Origin of the sequence: Acinetobacter sp. GG2 (genome assembly GCF_000292385.1) — a bacterium.
Taxonomy (GTDB): Bacteria; Pseudomonadota; Gammaproteobacteria; order Pseudomonadales; family Moraxellaceae; genus Acinetobacter; species Acinetobacter seifertii.
On record NZ_ALOW01000034.1, the window covers coordinates 62,990 to 84,970 of the forward strand.

The 21,981-nt window shown below is 40.5% G+C and carries 16 protein-coding genes and 2 pseudogenes; 13 read left to right on the top strand and 5 right to left on the bottom strand.

Annotation, left to right across the window (positions count from 1 at the left end; genetic code table 11):
- Positions 1-43: 43 nt before the first annotated feature.
- Positions 44-592, top strand: a pseudogene (locus B554_RS0109955) (GDP-mannose 4,6-dehydratase); the annotation flags it as partial.
- Positions 593-636: 44 nt separating this feature from the next.
- On the opposite strand, the gene B554_RS0109960 reads toward B554_RS0109955, so the two are convergent.
- Entirely contained in the window at positions 637-2,007 is a 1,371-nt protein-coding gene (locus tag B554_RS0109960; RefSeq protein ID WP_019457938.1) for a phosphomannomutase/phosphoglucomutase, read from the bottom strand.
- 373 nt (positions 2,008-2,380) lie between these two features.
- Between B554_RS0109960 and lldP the strand changes: the two genes are divergently transcribed.
- The 4 genes from lldP to dld all read left to right on the top strand — a co-directional run bounded on the left by lldP (position 2,381) and on the right by dld (position 8,055).
- Complete coding sequence (gene lldP, locus B554_RS0109965) at positions 2,381-4,048, top strand: L-lactate permease (RefSeq protein ID WP_171057789.1); 1,668 nt, start codon at positions 2,381-2,383, stop codon at positions 4,046-4,048.
- 19 nt (positions 4,049-4,067) lie between these two features.
- Positions 4,068-4,820 carry a transcriptional regulator LldR gene (gene lldR, locus B554_RS0109970; protein ID WP_019457940.1) on the top strand — a complete coding sequence of 251 codons (753 nt, stop codon included), beginning with the start codon at positions 4,068-4,070 and terminating at the stop codon, positions 4,818-4,820.
- Complete coding sequence (lldD, locus tag B554_RS0109975; RefSeq protein WP_019457941.1) at positions 4,817-5,968, top strand: FMN-dependent L-lactate dehydrogenase LldD; 1,152 nt, start codon at positions 4,817-4,819, stop codon at positions 5,966-5,968. Before lldR ends, lldD begins: the two co-directional genes overlap by 4 nt.
- 380 nt (positions 5,969-6,348) lie before the next feature.
- A complete protein-coding gene (dld, locus tag B554_RS0109980; RefSeq protein WP_019457942.1) occupies positions 6,349-8,055 on the top strand; it encodes a D-lactate dehydrogenase in 1,707 nt (568 codons plus the stop codon).
- A gap of 49 nt (positions 8,056-8,104) precedes the next feature.
- On the opposite strand, the gene B554_RS0109985 is transcribed toward dld, so the two are convergent.
- A complete protein-coding gene (locus B554_RS0109985) occupies positions 8,105-9,319 on the bottom strand; it encodes an aromatic amino acid transaminase (protein ID WP_003655711.1) in 1,215 nt (404 codons plus the stop codon).
- Positions 9,320-9,654: 335 nt separating this feature from the next.
- Positions 9,655-9,789 (bottom strand): annotated as a pseudogene (locus B554_RS18625) (hypothetical protein).
- A 45-nt stretch (positions 9,790-9,834) separates the two neighbouring features.
- Here B554_RS18625 and B554_RS0109990 point away from each other — a divergent pair.
- From B554_RS0109990 to B554_RS0110015, 7 genes are all read left to right on the top strand, one after another.
- Positions 9,835-10,545: a GntR family transcriptional regulator gene (locus B554_RS0109990; protein WP_001153627.1), complete on the top strand. Its 711-nt coding sequence runs from the start codon at positions 9,835-9,837 to the stop codon at positions 10,543-10,545.
- Complete coding sequence (prpB, locus tag B554_RS0109995) at positions 10,538-11,422, top strand: methylisocitrate lyase (RefSeq protein WP_004706036.1); 885 nt, start codon at positions 10,538-10,540, stop codon at positions 11,420-11,422. Before B554_RS0109990 ends, prpB begins: the two co-directional genes overlap by 8 nt.
- A gap of 66 nt (positions 11,423-11,488) precedes the next feature.
- A complete protein-coding gene (gene prpC, locus B554_RS0110000) occupies positions 11,489-12,646 on the top strand; it encodes a 2-methylcitrate synthase (protein WP_002050577.1) in 1,158 nt (385 codons plus the stop codon).
- Positions 12,646-15,252, top strand: a complete 2,607-nt coding sequence (gene acnD / locus B554_RS0110005; RefSeq protein ID WP_019457943.1) for a Fe/S-dependent 2-methylisocitrate dehydratase AcnD — start codon at positions 12,646-12,648, stop codon at positions 15,250-15,252. Before prpC ends, acnD begins: the two co-directional genes overlap by 1 nt.
- Positions 15,253-15,329: 77 nt before the next feature.
- Positions 15,330-17,156, top strand: a complete 1,827-nt coding sequence (locus tag B554_RS0110010; RefSeq protein WP_019457944.1) for an NACHT domain-containing protein — start codon at positions 15,330-15,332, stop codon at positions 17,154-17,156.
- A gap of 470 nt (positions 17,157-17,626) precedes the next feature.
- Positions 17,627-17,761 carry a zinc ribbon-containing protein gene (locus B554_RS19005; protein WP_001983336.1) on the top strand — a complete coding sequence of 45 codons (135 nt, stop codon included), beginning with the start codon at positions 17,627-17,629 and terminating at the stop codon, positions 17,759-17,761.
- A 122-nt stretch (positions 17,762-17,883) separates the two neighbouring features.
- Positions 17,884-18,459: a DUF4126 domain-containing protein gene (locus tag B554_RS0110015; protein WP_019457945.1), complete on the top strand. Its 576-nt coding sequence runs from the start codon at positions 17,884-17,886 to the stop codon at positions 18,457-18,459.
- A gap of 723 nt (positions 18,460-19,182) precedes the next feature.
- Here the strand turns inward: B554_RS0110015 and B554_RS0110020 are convergent.
- Together B554_RS0110020 and B554_RS0110025 are read right to left on the bottom strand one after the other, a co-directional pair.
- Complete coding sequence (locus B554_RS0110020; RefSeq protein ID WP_019457946.1) at positions 19,183-19,527, bottom strand: hypothetical protein; 345 nt, start codon at positions 19,525-19,527, stop codon at positions 19,183-19,185.
- A gap of 192 nt (positions 19,528-19,719) precedes the next feature.
- The gene (locus tag B554_RS0110025) at positions 19,720-20,004 is read right to left on the bottom strand and encodes a hypothetical protein (RefSeq protein ID WP_025465182.1); all 285 of its coding nucleotides are present in this window, start codon (positions 20,002-20,004) and stop codon (positions 19,720-19,722) included.
- A gap of 678 nt (positions 20,005-20,682) precedes the next feature.
- On the opposite strand from B554_RS0110025, the gene B554_RS0110030 reads away from it, so the two are divergent.
- On the top strand, positions 20,683-21,912 hold the full coding sequence (locus B554_RS0110030) for a beta-ketoacyl synthase N-terminal-like domain-containing protein (RefSeq protein ID WP_019457947.1): 1,230 nt from the start codon (positions 20,683-20,685) through the stop codon (positions 21,910-21,912).
- The last annotated feature ends 69 nt before the right edge of the window (positions 21,913-21,981 follow it).

Consider the following 21,981-nt stretch of genomic DNA (forward strand, 5'->3'; position numbering starts at 1 on the left):
ATTTTAGTCATGGGACGTAGGATATATTGGTTTATATACATGTGTTGAGCAATTATTACAAAAGTTGTCGGTTTCTAACTCAGAGTGGTCAATCGCATTACTTCGTTATTTTAACCCAGTAGGTGCACATAAGAGCGGACGTATTGGTGAAGACCCTCAAGGAATTCCAAATAATTGAATGTCGTATGTAACACAAGTTACCGTTGGGCGTCGTGAGAAACTATCCATTTATGGTAATGACTACGAAACTATGGATGGTACAGGTGTGCGTGACTATATCCATGTGGTGGATTTAGCGAGTGCACATTTATGTGCTCTAAATAACCGTTTGCAGTCGAAGGGCTGTCGTGCATGGAATATCGGTACGGGCAATGGTTCATCTGTATTACAAGTTAAGAATACATTTGAAAAAGTTAATGGTGTACCTGTAGCATTTGAGTTTGCCGCGCGTAGATCTGGAGATGTAGCCACATCTTTTGCAGACAATAGCCGTGAAATTGCTGAGCTGGGTTGGCGGCCTCAATATGGTTTAGAAGATATGCTTGCTGATAGCTGGAATTGGCAGAAGCAAAATCCTAATGGTTATAACTAAATAACAAGAAAAAAGGAGCAATTCGCTCCTTTTTTCTTTTTTGATTAGCTCTGAATTAACCCAGTCAACTCGTCTACATAATGCTGCATTGGTTGAGCTTGGCGATCTGCACGGCTTTCAATATTAAGACGTAGTAAAGGCTCGGTGTTTGAAGCACGTACATTAAAACGCCATGCACCAAAGTCGAGGCTTACACCATCGGTACGGTCAATTTCTGGATTTTGCTCGGCATAGAAGTCGAAAATCTTTTGAATAGTGATTTGTGTATCAGCTACTTTAAAGTTGATTTCACCACTACAAGGAAACTTGGTAATCATATTTTCAACGAGGGTTGAAAGTGATTGTCCTGTTTCAGAAAGTAGGGCAACTGTAAGTAACCATGGAATCATGCCGCTGTCGCAGTAAGCAAAGTCACGGAAATAGTGATGGGCACTCATTTCACCGCCATATACAGCATTATGTTCACGCATAACGTCTTTAATGAACGCGTGACCAGATTTTGACTGTACAGCAACACCTTTGTATTCATCTACAATATCAAATGTGTTCCACACTAAACGTGGGTCATGCACAATTTTCTCGCCTGCTTGTTTAATCAAGAAAGCTTGAGCCAATAGACCAACAATATAGTAGCCCTCAATGAACTGTCCCTTTTCATCAAATAAGAAACAGCGGTCAAAGTCACCGTCCCATGCAATACCCATATCTGCGTTATGCTCAAGAACAGCATTTCGGGTACTGTCACGGTTTTCAATTAAAATTGGGTTAGGAATCCCATTTGGGAAAGTACCATCTGCTTCATGGTGAATTTTAATAAATTCAACCGGTACATTAAGCGCTTTAAATTTTTCTTCGATTGCATCAATCACGTGACCAGCTGCACCATTACCCGAGTTTACCACTAACTTAAGTGGGCGGATTTTTGCAGGTTCAATATAGGTAATTAAGTGATCAACGAACTCAGGCAAAATGTTATAACTTTGAGTTGTGCCTTTTTGGCTAACTTCTTCAAAGTTATTGGTTTCTGCTAAAGCCTGAATTTCTTTTAAACCAGTATCTGCACTAATTGGACGAGCATTTTCTCGAACCAATTTCATACCGTTATAGTCCATTGGATTATGACTCGCAGTAACTTCGATACCACCTTGCACATCTAAATGGAAAGCGGCGAAGTAAACTTCTTCAGTACCTGTCATGCCCAAATCAAGCACATTGACACCCGCATCGTTTAAACCGCGGATGGTCGCCTGTTTTAAAGACTCACTGCTTAGACGAATATCACAACCTACAACCACGGTTTTTGGTTTATAGATTTGTCCGTATGCGCGGCCAATTTTATAGGCAATTTCTTCATTCAATTCGGTGCCGAGTTTGCCTCGGATATCATAGGCTTTAAAACAAGTTAAAGTAGTCATTATTCAATTCAATACATGTGGTTTGAGTTGTGTGTACATTATACATTTATCAATAAATGATTATATTTATAGTTTTTATATTCAAATTTTTCACTTCATTTCGGTAGTTCATATCTAAATTTATAAGAAAGATTTTTACGACTTTAGTCTAATAAATAAATTTATAAATTAGAAATAGCTTTATTTTTCTTAGTTATATTGGTCATACCAATTGTGATGTTAATTTAATGATTGATCTTACCAATATCTGTGTTTATGATGCGATCTGTGGTTTAAGGAACAACATTTGCACTTAAATTTAAATTGGTAATACCAATTGTGCTAAATGTTTAAACTTTTAAGGTACAAAAATTCGCCCCGGCATTTCAAGGAGATGACAATGCTCAATATGTGGCAACAACTTTATGACCCTTTAAATAATATTTGGCTGTCCAGCGCGGTTGCATTAATCCCGATTATTTTCTTCTTTTTGGCGTTGGCTGTTTTTCGTTTAAAAGGCAGTATCGCGGGTACGGGCACAGTCATTATTGCATTATTGATTGCTCTCTTTTTCTATCAAATGCCGGGTCAAATGGCCTTTGCGTCAATTATTTATGGTTTCTTCTATGGTCTATGGCCAATTTCATGGATCATTATTGGGGCAGTTTTTCTATACAAGATTTCGGTAAAAACAGGTCAGTTTGAAGTTATCCGCTCAAGCATTTTGTCAATTACCGAAGACCAACGTCTGCAAATGTTACTCGTTGGTTTTGCATTTGGTACTTTCTTAGAAGGGGCTGCGGGTTTTGGTGCTCCTGTCGCAATTACGGCTGCACTCCTTGTAGGTTTAGGCTTTAAACCTCTTTACGCAGCTGGTTTATGTTTAATTGTAAATACAGCACCAGTTGCATTTGGTGCGATGGGTATTCCAATTATTGTGGCGGGGCAGGTGTCAGGCGTAGACACTATGGAAATTAGCCAGATGGTTGGGCGTCAGTTGCCGTTTTTAACGCTGATTGTGCTGTTCTGGATTATGGCGATTATGGATGGTTGGCGTGGTGTTAAGGAAACTTGGCCTGCGGTGGTCGTTGGTGGCGGTTCTTTTGCGATTGCCCAATATCTTACATCTAACTTTATTGGCCCTGAATTACCAGACATTACCGCTGCAATTGCGTCATTGTTGAGCTTAACTTTGCTGTTCCGCGTTTGGCAACCAAAACATATTTTCCGTTTTGAACCTGAAGCTGGTCAAACTTTGACTCAGCAACCTACTACGGTTCAACGTTACAGTATTGGGAAAATTGCTAAGGCGTGGTCTCCATTTGCTATTTTAACGGTCATGGTGACGATCTGGAGCATTAAGCCATTTAAAGCATTATTTGCAAAAGATGGTGCTCTTGAGCACTGGATTTTTAAACTTGAAGTGCCGTATTTGCATAAATTGGTCGAGAAAATGCCGCCAATTGTGGCAGAGATGAAGCCATACGAAGCGATTTATAAGTTTGACTGGTTCTCTGCAACAGGTACGGCAATTTTTATTGCTGCAATCATCACTGCTATTTTCTTGAAAATGAAAGCAAGTGAAGCAGTAACGACTTTTGGTGAAACGCTCAATGAGTTGAAAACACCGATTTACTCGATTGGTATGGTGCTGGCGTTTGCTTTTATTGCGAATTATTCAGGTTTATCTGCAACTTTAGCCTTGGCTCTATCGCATACGGGTCATGCGTTTACTTTCTTCTCGCCATTTTTGGGTTGGCTTGGTGTGTTCCTTACGGGTTCAGATACATCTTCAAATGCTTTGTTCTCGGCATTACAGGCGACTACAGCGCAGCAAATTGGTATTCCGGAAGTGTTGCTTGTGGCTGCCAATACCAGTGGTGGTGTGACAGGTAAGATGATTTCTCCACAATCAATTGCGATTGCGTGTGCAGCAGTAGGCTTAGTTGGAAAAGAATCTGACTTGTTCCGTTTCACGGTAAAACATAGCATCATATTCACTGTCTTTGTTGGCATCATTATTACGGTTCAGGCTTATCTGGTTCCGTGGATGATTCCATAACTCCAGTGAAGGAAACGCGATGAGAATCTCCGATCAAGTGGTCATGAAATTGCAGGCATTAATTGAAGAGCGGCACATGAAAAAAGGTGACCGTTTGCCTGCCGAACGCCAGCTTGCAACTAGCTTAGGGGTTTCTCGTCCGTCTTTGCGTGAAGCGATTCAACAGCTCAATAGTCAAGGGGTACTCAGTAGCCGCCGTGGAGATGGGACTTATATTCAGCAGTTACCTGAACAGTGGCCACAGCAATTGATTGTGAACCCAATTAGTAACTTGATTGAAGAAGATCCGCTGTACCGTTTTGATGTGCAAGAGGCGCGGTTATTACTTGAAGGTGGCACGGCATGGTATGCCGCATTGCGCTCAACGCCTGAAGATCGCGCCAAAATTCATCATTATTTTAATGAAATTAGTCGCCACCAAAATGCGGGTGACTCAGCACAGGCTGCTGTGGCTGATGCTGAATTCCACTTAGCAATTGCTGAAGCATCTCACAATGTGGTGCTGATTCAAATGATGCGTAGCCTATTTGATTTGTTGCAATACAACGTCTTGTTGGGACGTAAAAAAGTTTATAACGACCCCATCAATGGTGACTTGCTCAGCGAGCAGCATTTTCAGGTGATGGATGCTATTGATCGTAAAGATCCCGAGGCCGCACGCCAAGCTGTTTGCGGTCATATTGAATTTGTGATTAATCATGTACGTTCTCTGAATGAAGACGAAGCTCGTCAGAAACGTGCGAACCGTTTAAATAGAGTTGATTCAAAATGATTATTTCTTCTGGCAATGATTACCGTGCTGCGGCACAACGTCGCTTACCTCCATTTTTATTTCATTACATCGATGGTGGAGCGTATTCGGAATATACCTTAAAGCGTAACGTACAAGATTTGTCAGAAATTGCATTGCGTCAACGTGTATTGAATGACATGTCAGCGTTAAGTTTAGAGACAAAACTGTTTAACGAAACCTTGTCGATGCCGGTTGCATTAGCTCCTGTGGGTTTAACAGGCATGTATGCGCGCCGTGGTGAAGTGCAGGCAGCGATGGCAGCCGACAAAAAGGGTATTCCATTTACGCTTTCAACGGTTTCGGTATGTCCGATTGAAGAAGTTTCACCTGCAATTAACCGCCCGATGTGGTTCCAGCTTTATGTATTACGTGACCGTGGTTTTATGCGGAATGCCTTGGAACGTGCAAAAGCAGCAGGCTGCTCAACACTGGTGTTTACCGTAGATATGCCTGTGCCGGGTGCACGTTACCGTGATGCACATTCGGGTATGAGTGGGCCAAATGCTGCAATGCGTCGTTATATGCAGTCTATGTTCCATCCACATTGGTCGTGGAATGTCGGCTTAATGGGTCGTCCGCACGACTTGGGTAATATTTCTAAATATTTAGGCAAACCGACTGGGCTTGAAGACTATATTGGCTGGTTAGGCTCGAACTTTGACCCATCAATTTCATGGAAAGATCTTGAGTGGATCCGTGAGTTTTGGGATGGTCCAATGGTGATTAAAGGTATTTTAGACCCTGAAGATGCCAAAGATGCCGTGCGTTTTGGTGCAGATGGAATTGTGGTATCGAACCATGGTGGTCGTCAGTTAGATGGCGTGATGTCGTCTGCTCGTGCATTACCTGCAATTGCCGATGCAGTGAAAGGTGATTTGGCGATTTTGGCTGACTCAGGCATTCGTAATGGCCTAGACGTAGTGCGTATGTTGGCACTCGGTGCCGATACAGTATTACTTGGCCGTGCGTTTGTATATGCCTTGGCAGCAGCAGGTGGACAAGGTGTGTCGAACTTACTTGATTTGATTGATAAAGAAATGCGTGTTGCTATGACGCTCACAGGTGCTAAGTCGATTTCGGATATTAATGCGGATTGTTTAGTACAGGCGATTAAACAAGGTCTTTAAGAAACAGTAAGTGAAGCAGTAAGCACAGCCTCAGAATTTGGTGATTTGCTAATGTTTTACGTATAGGCATTTGTCACTTTTGAAAGGTCAAAAGTAACCAAAAACCTTTTGTTGAGCAAACAGTACTTCCTTGTACGGTTGCTCAACAGGCGGCATCCCTGCCGCCAACGCGTAGCCAATTTTAATTAAATCTAACACCTAGAGATTAGCTGCTAGTGCTAATTGAAATGGTTTTGATCTTGCGTAGCTTTAGCCGCCACTCAGGACAAAACCAAAGTAACAGAATGAGCTGCTTACATCGAAGTTTCCCTGTAAGACTACGTCGTGTTGCTCTAAATTTAAAAAAACTATGTGGTATGGATGACCAAAAGGAAACCATCATGCAAACATTTTCCCCTCAAGCAGTGATCGAACGCTTACAAAATATTGTAGGGCGTTCGCATGTTTTGACCGATGATCAAAGCACACGTCAATACCGCCAAGGTCGTCGTTTTGGTGAGGGGAAAGTGCTTGCTGTGGTGGTACCGGGCACATTACTAGAGCAATGGCAGGTGCTCCAAGCTGCAATTGAGGCAGACTGTATTGTGATTATGCAGGCGGCAAATACGGGACTCACTGGTGGTTCAACCCCATATGGTGATGACTATGACCGTCCTGTTTTAGTCATGAGTACGCGTAGATTAAAGGGCATTCAAGTCATTCATGACGGTAAGCAAGTGATTTGTTTACCGGGTGCGACCTTAGATAATTTAGAGCAAATTTTAAAAGGCTATGATCGCGAGCCACATTCAGTAATTGGTTCATCTTGTATTGGTGCATCGGTACTCGGCGGTGTGTGTAATAACTCGGGCGGTGCCTTGGTACGCCGCGGTCCTGCGTATACTGAACTGGCGTTATATGCTCAGGTGAATGCTGCTGGTCAATTAGAACTGGTGAACCATTTAGGCGTAAATTTAGGTTCGACTCCTGAAGAAATTTTGACTCGTTTAGAGAAGCAGAAATATCAAGCCGTAGATATTTTAGATGACAATGAAAAGCAGGCATCGGACCATCGCTATGCACACGATGTGACTCAAGTTGATGAAGATACGCCTGCTCGTTTTAATGCAGATCCGTCACGTTTGTTTGAAGCATCGGGTTCGGCAGGTAAAGTCTGTGTGTTTGCTGTACGCCTTGATACTTATGAAAAAGTAGAGAGTAATGTCTTTTATATCGGTACGAATGATGCCGATGATTTAACAGCGATTCGCCGTTACTTACTGACCTCACTGCCAAGCCTACCAATCGCTGGCGAATATATTCACCGAGATGCCTACTTAATTGGTGAAAAGTACGGAAAAGATACGTTCTTATTTATTGAAAAATTTGGCACAGCCAATGTTCCCAAAGCTTTTGCGATGAAAGATAAAATCGATGGTTTCTTAGAACGATTTAAAATTAAAGGCTTAACAGATCATATTTTACAGGCGATTACCTTCTTTTTACCGAGTCATTTGCCTAAGCGTATGACCGAATATCGAGACCGTTACGAGCATCATTTAGTGCTACGTGTTGAAAATAATTCAAAAGCTCAGACCGAGCAGTTTCTAAAAGAATATTTTGCAGTGCATCAGTCAGGTCACTATTTCGTATGTAGCGAAGAAGAAGGACGAAAGGCATTCTTACACCGTTTTGCGATTGCAGGGGCTGCAATTCGTTATCGTGATACACACCGTAGTGAAGTTGAAGATATTGTGGCGCTTGATATTGCGTTACGTCGTAATGACCGCGAGTGGGTAGAGCAACTACCAGCCGAGATGGAAAATAAAATCATCCATAAACTCTATTATGGGCATTTCTTTTGTCATGTTTTCCATCAAGATTATATTCTGAAAAAGGGCCATGACCCTTTAGAAGTGGAACATCAAATGTGGAAGTTGCTCGATGCACGCCGTGCTGAATATCCAGCAGAGCATAATGTCGGGCATCTCTACATTGCCAAGCCTGCCTTAGCAAATTTCTATCAAAAACTCGATCCAAGCAACAGTTTTAATGTGGGTATTGGTCATACCTCAAAACTGAAATATTGGGGCAAAGCTAAATCTTAATATCGAGACATAAAAAAAGGCGCCAAAGCGCCTTTTTTTAATAGATGTATTATGCCGCTTCTGTTGATTTAGCAAGCACTTCTGCAACTGCTTTAGCAACAGTATAAACATTGTTCATGTTTAAACCAGCAACACAAATACGACCACTACGTACTAAGTAGATTGCATATTCTTCACGCAAGATATCCACTTGTTCAGCAGTTAAACCTGTGTAACTGAACATACCTTTTTGGTTTACAAGGTAGCTAAAGTCACGGTCTGGTAATGCTTTAGTGAGTTCGTCTTTCAAGATGCTACGCATTTTAATAATACGCTCACGCATCTCTTTCACTTCACCTTGCCATTGTTGGTTAAGTTCAGCGTCATTTAACACTTCATCAACTAACCAAGCACCTGTTGTAGGAGGGCTAGAGTAAATACGACGTACAGTCGCTTTTAACTGACCGAATGTGCACTGAGCAGCTTCTGCATCGTCACATACGAAAGTTAAGCCGCCAACGCGCTCGCCATATAAAGAGAAGATTTTAGAGAACGAGTTGCTCACAATGAAGTTTAGACCCGCTTGGTCTAAAGCACGGATTGCATACGCATCTTCTTCCATACCGTCACCAAAACCTTGGTAAGCGATGTCTAGGAATGGAATAAGGTTACGGTCTTTTAATACTGCAATCACTTGATCCCACTGTGCTGGGTTTAAGTCAGCACCCGTTGGGTTGTGGCAGCATGGGTGCAACAACACAATGCTTTGCTCAGGCAAAGTTTTAAGTGTAGAAAGCATACCGTCAAAATCTACACCACGTGTTTCGTTGTCGAAATATGGGTAGAAATGAGTTTTGATACCAGCACCATTGAAAATCGCAACGTGGTTGTCCCAAGTTGGTTGGCTTACCCAAACGTCAGAATTTGGGAAATAAGTTTTTAAGAAATCCGCACCAACTTTCAATGCACCTGAACCACCAAGTGTTTGGATGGTTACAGCACGGCCAGCTTTAACTGCTGGGCTGTTTGCACCAAATAAAAGTGCTTGAATTGCTTCACGGTAAGGTTTGAAGCCTTCCATTGGCAAATAAAGTTTGGTTTTACCGTTTTTAGGCTCGATACGCTTTTGCGCTTCAATAATGGTCTCTAACTGAGGAACAATACTGTCTTCGTTATAATAAAGACCAATACTCAAGTTTACTTTTTCAGAACGAGTATCAGCATTGAACTGTTCCATTAAAGAGAGAATTGGATCGCCTGCGTATGGGGGGATATGTTGAAACATCAAAAAAGTCCTTTCATTCAACAATATGCATAGTGCTGGGTTTTTTCTGTCTCGAAAAATACGCCACAACTATGTCGATGTTCAATAATGTATCAATAAAGCTACCGTGAAGCACCTGATAATTTCACTAATATCGATATTTTCTGGCTGAAAATAATAAAAAGTTTTAAAAGAAATTACGGTAAATAGATACTAATTTATAACTCATGCTTTCATTCAAGCAGATTGTCTACAATCTTGCTGTAATACATTGGTTGTAGACTAAAGTTTGAAACAAAAGTTTAATGACTAAAAAGTAACTAAGAAAGAGTCATAAAACTATAGATAAATTTAAGCTAAATCATTGTTTTATATATATTAAATTGCAGTTGGTTTAATGGTTTAAATATAAGGTGAAATGACAAGTCAAACGATAAAAATTGACCTGATGCGTTCTATAAAGTGTCAACAATCACCTTGATTTTTTTCATTCATACCGCTATAAAAGCCATAATTGATTAAAAATTGTCGACAATATGCAAGATTTGACCTTCGCACCAGAGCCATTACAAAGTCAGGGAAGAACACTGACCGAGAATGTATTTAAACAAATACAGACGGCGATTGTTTTGGGTCAAATTCCAGCAGGTAGCAAAATTTCTGAGCCTGAACTGGCACGGACTTATGGCATTAGCCGTGGGCCTTTGCGTGAAGCGATTCATCGCCTTGAAGGGCAACGTTTGGTTGAGCGTACTGCACATGTGGGCGCGCGCGTGGTTTCGCTCTCACTGCAACAGTTTAAAGAGCTTTACCAGATTCGTGCGTCTTTAGAAGGTTTGGCTTGCAAACTTGCTGCTCAGCATATTGATAAAAAGCAGATTTTGGCATTACGTGATGTTTTGCGTATGCATGCCGAAGATGAAAACTTTAAAGCAGGTAAAGGATATTACTTGCAAGAAGGGCAGGACGATTTTCACTACTGCATTATCAAAAGTAGTGGCAATAAAACCCTAGAAAAAATGCTATGTGATGAGCTTTATCACCTCATCCGTATGTACCGAATTCAGTTTTCGAACACACCCGATCGACCGAGCAAAGCTTGGGACGAACATATCCGTATTTTAGATGCAATTGCAGAAGGCGATGGTGAACTTGCCGAGCTGCTCATGCATCGACATATCAATGCTTCTTACAAAATTATTGAGCAAACACTGCTACAAGCACAAGGAGAACATAACAATGGCTAAACAATCCGCAGGTCAGCTATTTCGCGATGCAGTAGCCCAAGAAAAGCCATTACAAGTGGTTGGAACCATTAACGCCAATCATGCACTTTTGGCAAAACGTGCAGGTTATAAAGCGATTTACTTATCAGGTGGTGGTGTAGCCGCTGGTTCTTTAGGCTTACCTGATTTGGGAATTAGTAACCTTGATGATGTGTTGACAGACGTACGCCGTATTACCGATGTATGTGATCTTCCATTATTGGTCGATGCCGACACAGGTTTTGGTGCTTCTGCATTTAACATTGCCCGTACTACAAAAGCACTGATCAAGTTTGGTGCTGCGGCAATGCACATTGAAGACCAAGTGGGCGCAAAACGTTGTGGACACCGTCCGAACAAAGCCATTGTGACTCAAGAAGAAATGGTTGACCGTATTAAAGCAGCGGTCGATGCGCGTGGTGATGACAGCTTCGTGATTATGGCACGTACCGATGCATTGGCAGTAGATGGCTTACAAGCTGCAATTGACCGTGCGGGTGCCTACATTGAAGCGGGTGCAGACATGTTGTTCCCTGAAGCAATTACCGAGCTTGATATGTACAAGCAATTTGCTCAGAAGACTGGTGCACCGATTTTGGCAAACATCACAGAGTTTGGTTCTACGCCACTATTTACTACTGAAGAATTGGCATCTGCCGATGTAAGCCTTGCGCTTTATCCGCTTTCTGCTTTCCGTGCCATGAACAAAGCAGCCGAAACTGTGTATGAAACCTTACGTAAAGAAGGTACGCAAAAGAACGTGGTTGATATTATGCAAACGCGTAAAGAGTTATATGAACGCATTAACTACTATGCGTTTGAAGACTACTTGGACAACGCATTTGCTAAAAAGAAATAAGAAGTAAAACACGGTACATATGCCGTGTTTCCCAAATAATTTAAATAGATAGGAAAGGAAAATCTTATGAGCTCAAATGAAACAACAACAGGCTTCAAACCAAAAAAATCAGTTGCACTTAGTGGACAAGTTGCAGGCAACACAGCACTTTGTACCGTAGGACGTAGCGGTAACGACTTGCACTATCGTGGCTATGACATTCTTGACCTTGCAGCGGGTAGCCAGTTTGAAGAAGTTGCTCACTTGCTCGTACATGGCAAATTACCAAACAAAGCTGAACTCAAAGCGTATAAAGCAAAATTAAAAGCACTTCGTGGCTTACCAGCAGCACTTAAAACTGCTCTTGAACAACTTCCTCCATCTGCACACCCAATGGACGTGATGCGTACAGGTGTATCAGTTCTAGGTTGTTTAACACCAGAACACGAAGACCATAACGAAGCGGGCGCAAAAGATATTGCTGATAAATTAATGGCAAGCCTAGGCTCAATGTTGCTTTATTGGTACCACTTCAGCAACAACGGTCGTCGTATTGAAGTTGAAACAGATGACGACTCAATTGCAGCGCATTTTTTACACTTACTTCATGGCGAAAAACCATCTGAAGAATGGATTCAAGCGATGCATACATCTCTTATTTTGTATGCTGAGCACGAGTTCAACGCATCTACATTTACTTCACGTGTGGTTGCAGGTACAGGTTCAGACATGTACTCGGCAATTACGGGCGGTATTGGTGCACTTCGTGGACCTAAGCACGGTGGTGCGAACGAAGTTGCATTCGTGATTCAACAACGTTACGACAACGCAGACGAAGCAGAAGCTGACATCCGTAAACGTGTTGAAAATAAAGAAGTTGTGATTGGTTTTGGTCACCCTGTATATACAGTTTCTGACCCACGTAACGAAGTCATCAAGAAAGTTGCGCATGACTTGGCACAAGCACAAGAGAACACCAAAATGTACCTCATCGCTGAGCGTTTAGAAGCAGTGATGAAAGAAGTGAAAAACATGTTCCCGAACCTCGATTGGTTTAGTGCGGTGAGCTATCACTTAATGGGTGTTCCAACTGCTATGTTCACACCATTGTTCGTGATCGCACGTACAGCAGGTTGGTCAGCGCACGTGATTGAACAACGCCAAGACGGCAAAATCATTCGTCCAAGCGCGAACTACACAGGCCCTGAAAACCTCAAATTCAAACCATTGGCGGAGCGTGGTTAATGAACACAAAATACCGTAAACCGCTGGCAGGCACCCAGCTTGAATATTACGACGTGCGTCAAGCCGTTGAAGATATTCAGCCAGGCGCATACGAAAAACTGCCTTACACCTCTAAAGTACTCGCAGAGCAATTGGTACGCCGTGCCGATGCCGAGAACTTAACTGCCTATTTAACGCAGCTGATTGAGCGCCGTCAGGACTTGGACTTTCCTTGGTATCCTGCGCGCGTGGTGTGTCATGACATTTTGGGTCAAACTGCATTGGTTGACCTTGCAGGTTTGCGTGATGCGATTGCTGACAAAGGTGGCGACCCATCTAAAGTTAACCCAGTTGTGCCGACTCAGCTGATTGTCGATCACTCTTTAGCAGTGGAATACGGTGGCGCTGACCCAGACGCTTTTGCAAAAAACCGTGCTGTTGAAGACCGTCGTAATGAAGACCGTTTCCACTTTATTGAGTGGACTAAAACAGCATTTAAAAATGTCGATGTGATCCCTGCGGGGAACGGCATTATGCACCAGATTAACCTAGAGAAAATGTCTCCAGTGATTCAGGCGCGTGATGGTGTAGCATTCCCAGACACATGTGTCGGTACAGACTCACACACACCACATACAGACGCTTTGGGCGTAATTTCTGTGGGTGTCGGTGGCTTAGAAGCTGAAAACGTAATGTTAGGCCGTGCATCTTGGATGCGTCTGCCAGACATTATTGGTGTTGAGTTTGTAGGTCAGCGTCAAGCAGGCATTACTGCAACAGATATCGTACTTGCTTTAACTGAGTTCTTGCGTAAAGAGCGCGTAGTCGGTGCTTACCTTGAGTTCTTTGGTGAAGGTGCTGACAGCATGTCTGTGGGCGACCGTGCAACCATTTCGAACATGACACCAGAATATGGCGCTACGGCTGCAATGTTCTACATCGACCAAAACACAATCGACTACTTACGCCTCACAGGCCGTGAAGATGCTCAAGTGGCATTGGTTGAACAGTACGCAAAAGAAATCGGCCTTTGGGCATCTGATATGACCAAAGCAGAGTACCCACGTGTACTTCGTTTTGACCTATCGACAGTTACACGTAACATTGCTGGTCCATCAAACCCGCATGCACGTGTTTCAACCAGCGATCTAAAAGAAAAAGGCATTGCAGGTGTAGTTGAAAACCGTTCTGACGGCTTAATGCCAGATGGCGCAATCATTATTGCTGCAATTACTTCATGTACCAATACTTCTAACCCACGTAACACCGTGGCGGCAGGCTTGTTGGCACGTAAAGCAAATGAACTTGGCCTAACACGTAAACCGTGGGTGAAAACCTCATTTGCACCAGGTTCAAAAGCAGCTGCACTTTACCTTGAAGAAGCAGGTGTTCTAAAAGACTTAGAGCAACTTGGTTTTGGTATTGTGGCTTATGCTTGTACAACGTGTAACGGTATGTCTGGTGCGTTAGATCCAGTCATTCAACAAGAAATTATTGACCGTGACTTGTACGCAACAGCAGTACTCTCTGGTAACCGTAACTTCGATGGTCGTATCCATCCATATGCAAAACAAGCATTCCTAGCATCTCCACCGCTTGTTGTGGCGTATGCAATTGCAGGTACGATTCGTTTTGACATCGAAAAAGATGCGTTAGGTCATGACAAAGAAGGTAACCCGATTTACCTGAAAGACATTTGGCCATCTGATGCTGAAATTGATGCCTTAGTTAAAGAAGCTGTGAAGCCTGAACAGTTCCGTAAAGTCTACATTCCGATGTTTGATTTAGGCGAAGTTGAACAAGCGAAGAGTCCACTTTACGACTGGCGTCCACAAAGTACTTACATCCGCCGTCCTCCATATTGGGAAGGGGCGTTAGCTGCACCACGTACTTTAGCGAACATGCGTCCGCTTGCGATTTTGGGTGACAACATCACCACCGACCACTTGTCGCCTTCAAACGCGATTTTGATGGACTCGGCTGCGGGTGAATATCTTCACAAAATGGGCGTACCAGAAGAAGATTTCAACTCATACGCAACGCACCGTGGTGACCATTTGACTGCACAACGTGCAACATTTGCCAACCCGAAACTCTATAACGAAATGGTGGTTCGTTCAGACGGTACCATTAAGCAAGGTTCAAAAGCGCGTGTAGAGCCAGAAGGCGAAGTGATGCGTATGTGGGAAGCGATTGAAACCTACATGAACCGTAAGCAGCCGTTAATTATTATCGCGGGTGCTGACTACGGTCAGGGTTCAAGCCGTGACTGGGCTGCAAAAGGTGTACGCCTTGCAGGTGTTGAAGCGATTGTGGCAGAAGGTTTTGAGCGTATTCACCGTACTAACTTGGTGGGTATGGGCGTGTTACCACTTGAGTTTAAACCGGGTGTAAACCGCAAGACTTTAAAACTAGATGGTACAGAGCTTTATAGCGTGATTGGTAATATTGCGCCGCGTTCGACTTTAACTTTAGTGATTGAACGTGCCACAGCGGATGGTAAAGAAGAGATTGTTGAAGTGCCTGTGACTTGCCGTTTAGATACAGAAGAAGAAGTTTCTGTATATGAAGCGGGCGGTGTATTACAGCGTTTTGCGCAAGACTTTTTAGAAGGCCAAGTGGCTTAATATTTAGTCTATAACTGGTTGAAAGTTATTCAAAAGAACCCTATCTTGATGATGGGGTTTTTTATATTGAGATTAGTATGCAAACAGAACTACTTAAAGTTCTTATTTCTGAAGTAATTAAGCAATTTACTTTACCAATATATAATGGCTTAAAAAAAATTACTAAAGACGCTCATAATAGAATTCAAGTTTCCTTTGATCTATGTTTCTCTGAGTATCTTGAAAGAAATTATGAAAGATATTCAAAGACTAAAACTCTCTTATATAGGGAAGTCCCTGTTAATATTAAAGATTTTTATGTAAGAACCGATTTAATAATTAACTCAAAAATTGTAGATGAAAAGAAGTTTATTAATGAAATAAAGAAAAATAAAAGATTAATTATTTTGGGGAGCGCAGGTTGTGGAAAGTCTACTTTCTGTAAAAGTATTTTTATAGAATTAATAGAACAACCTGTAGGCATTTTTCCTATTTTTATTGAGTTAAGACATCTTAATAATTCTTCTGATAAATCCATATATAACTTTATATTGAACTCAATGACGGCTATAAGTTCATCATTTAAAAAAGAACAATTAGATTATGCTCTTAAGCTTGGTAAGGTTTTAGTAATTTTAGATGGTTTTGATGAAGTAAATAGTGAAGATAGAGAAAATATAGAGAAGGAAATATTGTATTTGTCGAATAACTATCACGGTGTAAAAATATTATTATCCAGTCGTTTTGATAGTAGATTTTCTTCATGGGAGGAGTTTTATCAATATGGTATTCTTGAATTAGATAAAAACAAGGCCTTAACTTTAGTGCATAAATTAGATTATGATAGACAGGTTAAGAATTCATTTTTAAGGGAGTTGGATAAGAAATTATATGAATCCCACTCTAGTTTTGCTTCAAATCCATTGTTATTAACAATGATGCTTCTAACCTATGAGCAAATTGCAGAAATACCAAATAAAATACATTTATTTTATGAGCAGGCTTTTTTAACTTTATTTAATAAGCATGATTCATTAAAAAGTATGTATAAAAGAAAATCATTTTCTCAACTTCCTTTAGATGACTTTAAACGTTGTTTAGAAGCATTTTGTATATTAAGTTATAGCGGTCGCTCATATTCATTTAGTGAAAATGAAATAAATAAATATCTTGATAATTCTATAAATATTTCTGGGGTTACTACAAATTCTAAATTTTTTTTAAATGATTTGCTAGATTCTGTATGTATATTGCAAAGAGATGGTTTAGGTTTTAATTTTACTCATAGGTCTTTTCAGGAGTATTTTTCTGCACAATTTTTAGTAAATATAATCAGTGCTAATAAATATGATTTGTTTGAAAAAGTATTTAATATTAGTTCACAAGATAATGTTATTAGTATGGTTTATGATATAAATCCATCTTTATTGGAGAAAGAATGGATTATTAAAAAAATCAATAAAATTAACATGGATATTTCTAGTCTTTATAGTTATGAAAATTATGAGTTATTGATTTTTCAAAAAGTATACTCATCTATTTCTGTATATTATAATTATGATATTGATAAGGAAATGATTGTCTTTGATGCTGGTGGAGTTGAAAAATATAACTACTTTTTTAGTTTTATACGTGATCTCTATAATGAAAGTTATCTAGAGTATTCTTTGAATAAAAAAGTTACTACTAATAAAGATGCAGAGTATTTTGAAAAAGAACTTATTGATTATATTAGATGTAATGGTGATATAGACTTGGAAAATTTAAATAGAATTGATCCTTATGCATATCAATTAATAAAGAAGTCTCAGTTATTCGAAGGTGTTGTTGAACAAATTGATTTTTTAAAATATCAGTCTGATCTTTTGAAAAATCATCATTCTAAACAAGATGTAGATATTATGTCTTTAATTCTAGGTAAATAATATAGATTATATAATTTCGCAGAAATTTTAGATCTTAGTTATAGTTAATATTTAGTATTTTAGGTTGAATAAATCAACCTTTACTTAAAATTTTTATTATTTTGTAAGTATATTGAGCTACTTTAAAAATTATTTATATGAATATGGTTAATATAAAAAAAGCCCGACATCCTGTCGGGCTTTTTCGTATTTGGTTGCTAGATATGACTCCTGTCGTATCTCACGATCCTGATGCATGAACCTATTATTGTTGTTTTGTGTTCCGGAACATCCTGTTCCTGTATGAGTTCATATTAGAAAAAAAGCAGGGTGTCGCCAATCCGCTAAATCCCTAAATCTGTGTAAGATAAATCGTACAAATAACATTTTTTGCATTTATGCCATCATCATCGGGCGAAATGGACAATTGACATTCACTCTAACTGGGTTATATTCCTGTTTAATATATATACGATTATAGGAATGTAATCATGGTAACAGCTGGCGAAAAACCCGGAACAGGCTTCTATTTCTGTGCTCAGTGCGGACATAGAGTGTTTTTAGAAATTAACACAGACCCTTTACCACCTTGCACGAAATGCTACTGCACGCAATTTAAACGTTAAGAATGAAATAATATTTGCGTTCGCATTTAACAAAAAGCCCTGTCACCCGATGGGGCTTTTTGTTAGTTTAAAAATAAGACTTATATAACAAGACCCCTGATGGGCATGAAAAGGAAACCATTATGGAAACAATATTGGGTTTATGTATTGGTGTGGGCCTGAGCGCTGCCTGCGGTTTTCGGGTGTTTGTGCCGCTACTGGTCATGAGCATTGCCACCATGATGGGATGGTTTGAGCCATCGAAAGGTTTTGAGTGGTTAGCTCTGCCATCGGTGTGTTTGGCTTTAGGTGTGGCAACGATGTGTGAAGTCGCGGCTTACTATATTCCGTGGGTCGATAATGCCTTAGACACAGTCGCAACTCCTGCGGCTATGATTGCGGGTACATTAGCGACAATGGCGGTCAGTAGTGGAGAAATGTCTCAGTTTGCCAGTTGGGCGGCAGCGATTATTGTAGGTGGTGGTACGGCAGGTGTGGTGCAAATGAGTACCGTCGCTGCACGCGGTGTTTCAACTGCAACCACAGGTGGTTTAGGAAATTTTGTAGTCGCAACAAGTGAGTGGATTGGTGCAATCTTACTTTCGGTTTCAGCAATGTTAGTGCCTGCGCTTGTGGCAATAGTGGTGCTGATTGCAGTTATTTGGGTGGTACGTTGGATTCGCCATAAAAAACAAGAACAGGCGCATACCCCGCTATAGGTGAGTATAAATATCAGTTTTAAATAAGCATAAAAAAAGCCCGACATCCTGTCGGGCTTTCTTGTATTTGGTGATTAGATATGACTCCTGTCGTATCTCACGCTCCTGGTGCTTGAACGTATTATTGTTGTTTTATGTTCCGGAACATCCTGTTCCTGTATGACTTCATATTAGGAAAAAAGCAGGGAGTCGCCAATCCGCAAAATCCCTAAAAGTTTGTAGGATAAAACGTACAAGATTGCTTTTTAATTTATCATTATGTTCTCATAGCATTGTTTTAAATCGAGATATATTCATGCTGAGTGGTTGTGAAAAATGTGATGAATGCGAAAGCCAGTATTTAAAAAGTAAATCTAGCATGGCTTCGTTGTGTCCTGAATGTGCTTCTATAATTTATGGATATGCAAATTGTGAGCATGTTTTTAAAGAGGGGTGTTGTATACATTGTTACTGGGATGGCAGCACAACCACTTATATTGAAGACTTAAAGAAAAACTCATAAATATTCAGATATAAAAAAAGCCCAACATCCTGTTGGGCTTTTTCGTATTTGGGTACTAGATATGACTCCTGTCGTATCTCACGATCCTGATGCATGAACCTATTATTGTTGTTTTATGTTCCGGAACATCCTGTTCCTGTATGACTTCATATTAGGAAAAAAGAAGGGCGTCGCCAATCCGCAAAAACCTTAAAAGTTTGTAGGATAATACGTACAAGCTACTATTCATTTTGAGGCAAAGGCCAAAGAATATCTTTGTTTTGCTTGAGTTTTTGGTACCAATATTGGCTTATCAGCACTTTGTCATCTCTATCGAAATGATAAACGAATATATCTAAAGCTTCATTTAGGTCGAGGTCATAGCGAAACTTGGCAGTAGCTAAATGATCTTGTATTTCATATAACTGATTAAATATAGGTAAAGATTCTTCATAAGCTAACAATTGAATTTGTTGAAGAAGTTCTTTTATTTGAAGCTCATACGCATCTAAAACTCTTGCCAGATCAATCCTTACATCTCTATATGTGATAAGTCTTTGCTCAAATTCATCCCATGTGTAGTTCATTCTAATAAATGTTCAAAAGTTGAATGTAAGCACAGCATAACTGGATTGGTTATAAAATTAATCTGATTTTTCAAAATGCTAGATCGGCAAATCAAACAACTTAGGCCTCTGTGCCACAACAGACTTTAATTTTTTGCGCTGATTTAAAGTACAACACCATTGCGACACAGAGATAAAGAGCTAAGCCAATGCTTAGCCCAGACTACTTTTGTCACAACGTTGCATGACGCTGAAAAAAGTAGGGGCAAAGTCCTGTGGGAGAACAGGACTTTGCAAACTGACATGTTCTAGACCTTGCATCAGCTTGGGGGTGTAGACTTGCTCAAGTCGCTGGTAAATACAGTCACAGCTCGACTCGCTATGCCCACCTGACAGGCAAATTTTTTCAAACTCCTGATGAGTCTTTGGGTCGTAAATCGAAACACCGTAGCTGCCTAGAATGAAACTTAAAGCCAAAAGCGGTTTATAAATTTTCATATTATTCTCATGATTATTTATGCGTATAACTAAAATAAAAATATAATGACTTTGAGATTTAAAATAATTTTTTAAATAAAAGTTAATCCTCCTATAAATACAGGAAAATAAAATAATTAAAATTTTAAAATAAAATTAGTTTGTAAATTTAAAAAAATAAGGCGTAAAAAACCAAATTTTAAATCAATAAAATAGTTAAAAAACAGAGAAAACGAGATTAAAAATTGTCATGGTCAACTCCTTAAAATTATGGAGTTCTACCACCAAATCACCGCGAATTAATTAGGGTGGTAGAACGGAAAGGGGTTGACAGACTGGGATCCATAGAACCAGCACGCACGGGGCGTCCCCCAACCGTCCTACCGCAAAGAAGGGGGACGCAAGGGTCCAGCGAATTATAGCAGAACTACAATCCGTGGTGGATCAACGGTCTGTCAAAACCGGCTGGCAATGTAGGCCAGCAACGAGATAATAATCGGTGATTTTAAATACGTCAATTTAATATTTAAAATATTTTTAATTTAATAATAAAACTAAATAGATTTTAAAATAAAAATATTATTATTAACTTTTTATTTATATTCGATGAGAAAAATAATAAATATAGAAATATTTTGCCAGTTCCAAAAAAGAACTTGGTTGTTAAGATCTATTTTTGTCGTTTTTATAGAGATAAGAATGGAACGAGTTGTCATTACAGGTATGGGAATTAATTCTTGTATTGGAAATACACTAGAGACAGTAACCGAGTCCTTAAAAGCAGGCCGCTCTGGCATTCGCTATAACGAAGTCTATGCAAAACTAAACTTTCGGAGTCACGTGAGCGCTACTGCCGAAATGAATTTTGAAAATATTGATCCAGAATTAAAAAAACACATGGGCGTTTGCACGATGTATGCCTACAACTCGGCACTCGATGCGCTACAACATGCCAAGCTTGAGGTAAATGACATTGCCAACAACTCAAAATATGGCGTGATTGGGGGAACAGGCGGCACCTCAACAGCGTCTATCATCGACATGTTACATACCCTAAAAGAAAAAGGCGCAAGCGAGGTATCGCCCGATTTAGCGCCACGCTACCTCACTAGTACCATTAGCTCTAACCTATCGCGTGCTTTCAACTTAAAAGGCGTATCTCAATCGGTCGCGAGTGCCTGCGCGACTTCAGCCGACGCAATTGGTTATGCATATCACCTTATTGCGGCTGGTAAACAAGATCTGATGCTGGCGGGTGGCGGCGAAGAAGACCATTGGTCGCAAACGGCAATATTTGATGCAATGGGCGCCTTATGTTCTAAATATAACGATGCACCAGAAACGGCTTCACGCCCATATTCTGTCGATAACGATGGTTTTGTAATCGCTGGCGGCGGTGGCATGGTGGTTTTGGAGTCTTTAAGCCATGCCCAAAAACGCGGAGCAAAAATTTTGGCAGAAGTGGTTGGGTACGCTGCCAATAGCGATGGTGTCGATATGGTGGCTCCGAGTGGTGAAGGCGCGACTCGTTGCATCAAACTGGCACTCGCAGAAGCCAAGCAAAACGGCTCTGAAACCATCGACTATATCAACACGCATGGCACTTCAACGCCAGCAGGCGACATTCCCGAACTATTGGCCATAGAAAGAGCTTTTGGCAGTGAAAAAGTCCCGCCACTGAGTTCGACCAAGTCCATGACTGGGCATAGTTTGGGGGCAGCAGGTGTACACGAGGCTATTTATTCTATTTTAATGCTGCAAAATAACTTTATTGCGCCGAGTATTAATATTACCGAACTGCGCGAAGAAGCTAAAAAGTTCGATATTGTTCAAACAAGCAGAGAAACCGAACTCAAAACAGTCATGAGTAATAGCTTTGGTTTTGGTGGGGTAAATACCTGTCTGGTTTTTAGAAAATGGGAAGGGTAATTTAAATACGAAATATATATGGGCTTTAGAAAAAGAATAAAAAGTGGCCCATACAGTTTTATAAGTAAT

What these genes read in the sequence shown, in the direction of transcription:
- B554_RS0109960 (WP_019457938.1), bottom strand. Translation starts at nt 2,007, where the DNA reads ATGACTACTTTAACTTGTTTTAAAGCCTATGATATCCGAGGCAAACTC.
- lldP (WP_171057789.1), top strand. Translation starts at nt 2,381, where the DNA reads ATGACAATGCTCAATATGTGGCAACAACTTTATGACCCTTTAAATAAT.
- lldR (WP_019457940.1), top strand. Translation starts at nt 4,068, where the DNA reads ATGAGAATCTCCGATCAAGTGGTCATGAAATTGCAGGCATTAATTGAA.
- lldD (WP_019457941.1), top strand. Translation starts at nt 4,817, where the DNA reads ATGATTATTTCTTCTGGCAATGATTACCGTGCTGCGGCACAACGTCGC.
- dld (WP_019457942.1), top strand. Translation starts at nt 6,349, where the DNA reads ATGCAAACATTTTCCCCTCAAGCAGTGATCGAACGCTTACAAAATATT.
- B554_RS0109985 (WP_003655711.1), bottom strand. Translation starts at nt 9,319, where the DNA reads ATGTTTCAACATATCCCCCCATACGCAGGCGATCCAATTCTCTCTTTA.
- B554_RS0109990 (WP_001153627.1), top strand. Translation starts at nt 9,835, where the DNA reads ATGCAAGATTTGACCTTCGCACCAGAGCCATTACAAAGTCAGGGAAGA.
- prpB (WP_004706036.1), top strand. Translation starts at nt 10,538, where the DNA reads ATGGCTAAACAATCCGCAGGTCAGCTATTTCGCGATGCAGTAGCCCAA.
- prpC (WP_002050577.1), top strand. Translation starts at nt 11,489, where the DNA reads ATGAGCTCAAATGAAACAACAACAGGCTTCAAACCAAAAAAATCAGTT.
- acnD (WP_019457943.1), top strand. Translation starts at nt 12,646, where the DNA reads ATGAACACAAAATACCGTAAACCGCTGGCAGGCACCCAGCTTGAATAT.
- B554_RS0110010 (WP_019457944.1), top strand. Translation starts at nt 15,330, where the DNA reads ATGCAAACAGAACTACTTAAAGTTCTTATTTCTGAAGTAATTAAGCAA.
- B554_RS19005 (WP_001983336.1), top strand. Translation starts at nt 17,627, where the DNA reads ATGGTAACAGCTGGCGAAAAACCCGGAACAGGCTTCTATTTCTGTGCT.
- B554_RS0110015 (WP_019457945.1), top strand. Translation starts at nt 17,884, where the DNA reads ATGGAAACAATATTGGGTTTATGTATTGGTGTGGGCCTGAGCGCTGCC.
- B554_RS0110020 (WP_019457946.1), bottom strand. Translation starts at nt 19,527, where the DNA reads ATGAACTACACATGGGATGAATTTGAGCAAAGACTTATCACATATAGA.
- B554_RS0110025 (WP_025465182.1), bottom strand. Translation starts at nt 20,004, where the DNA reads ATGAAAATTTATAAACCGCTTTTGGCTTTAAGTTTCATTCTAGGCAGC.
- B554_RS0110030 (WP_019457947.1), top strand. Translation starts at nt 20,683, where the DNA reads ATGGAACGAGTTGTCATTACAGGTATGGGAATTAATTCTTGTATTGGA.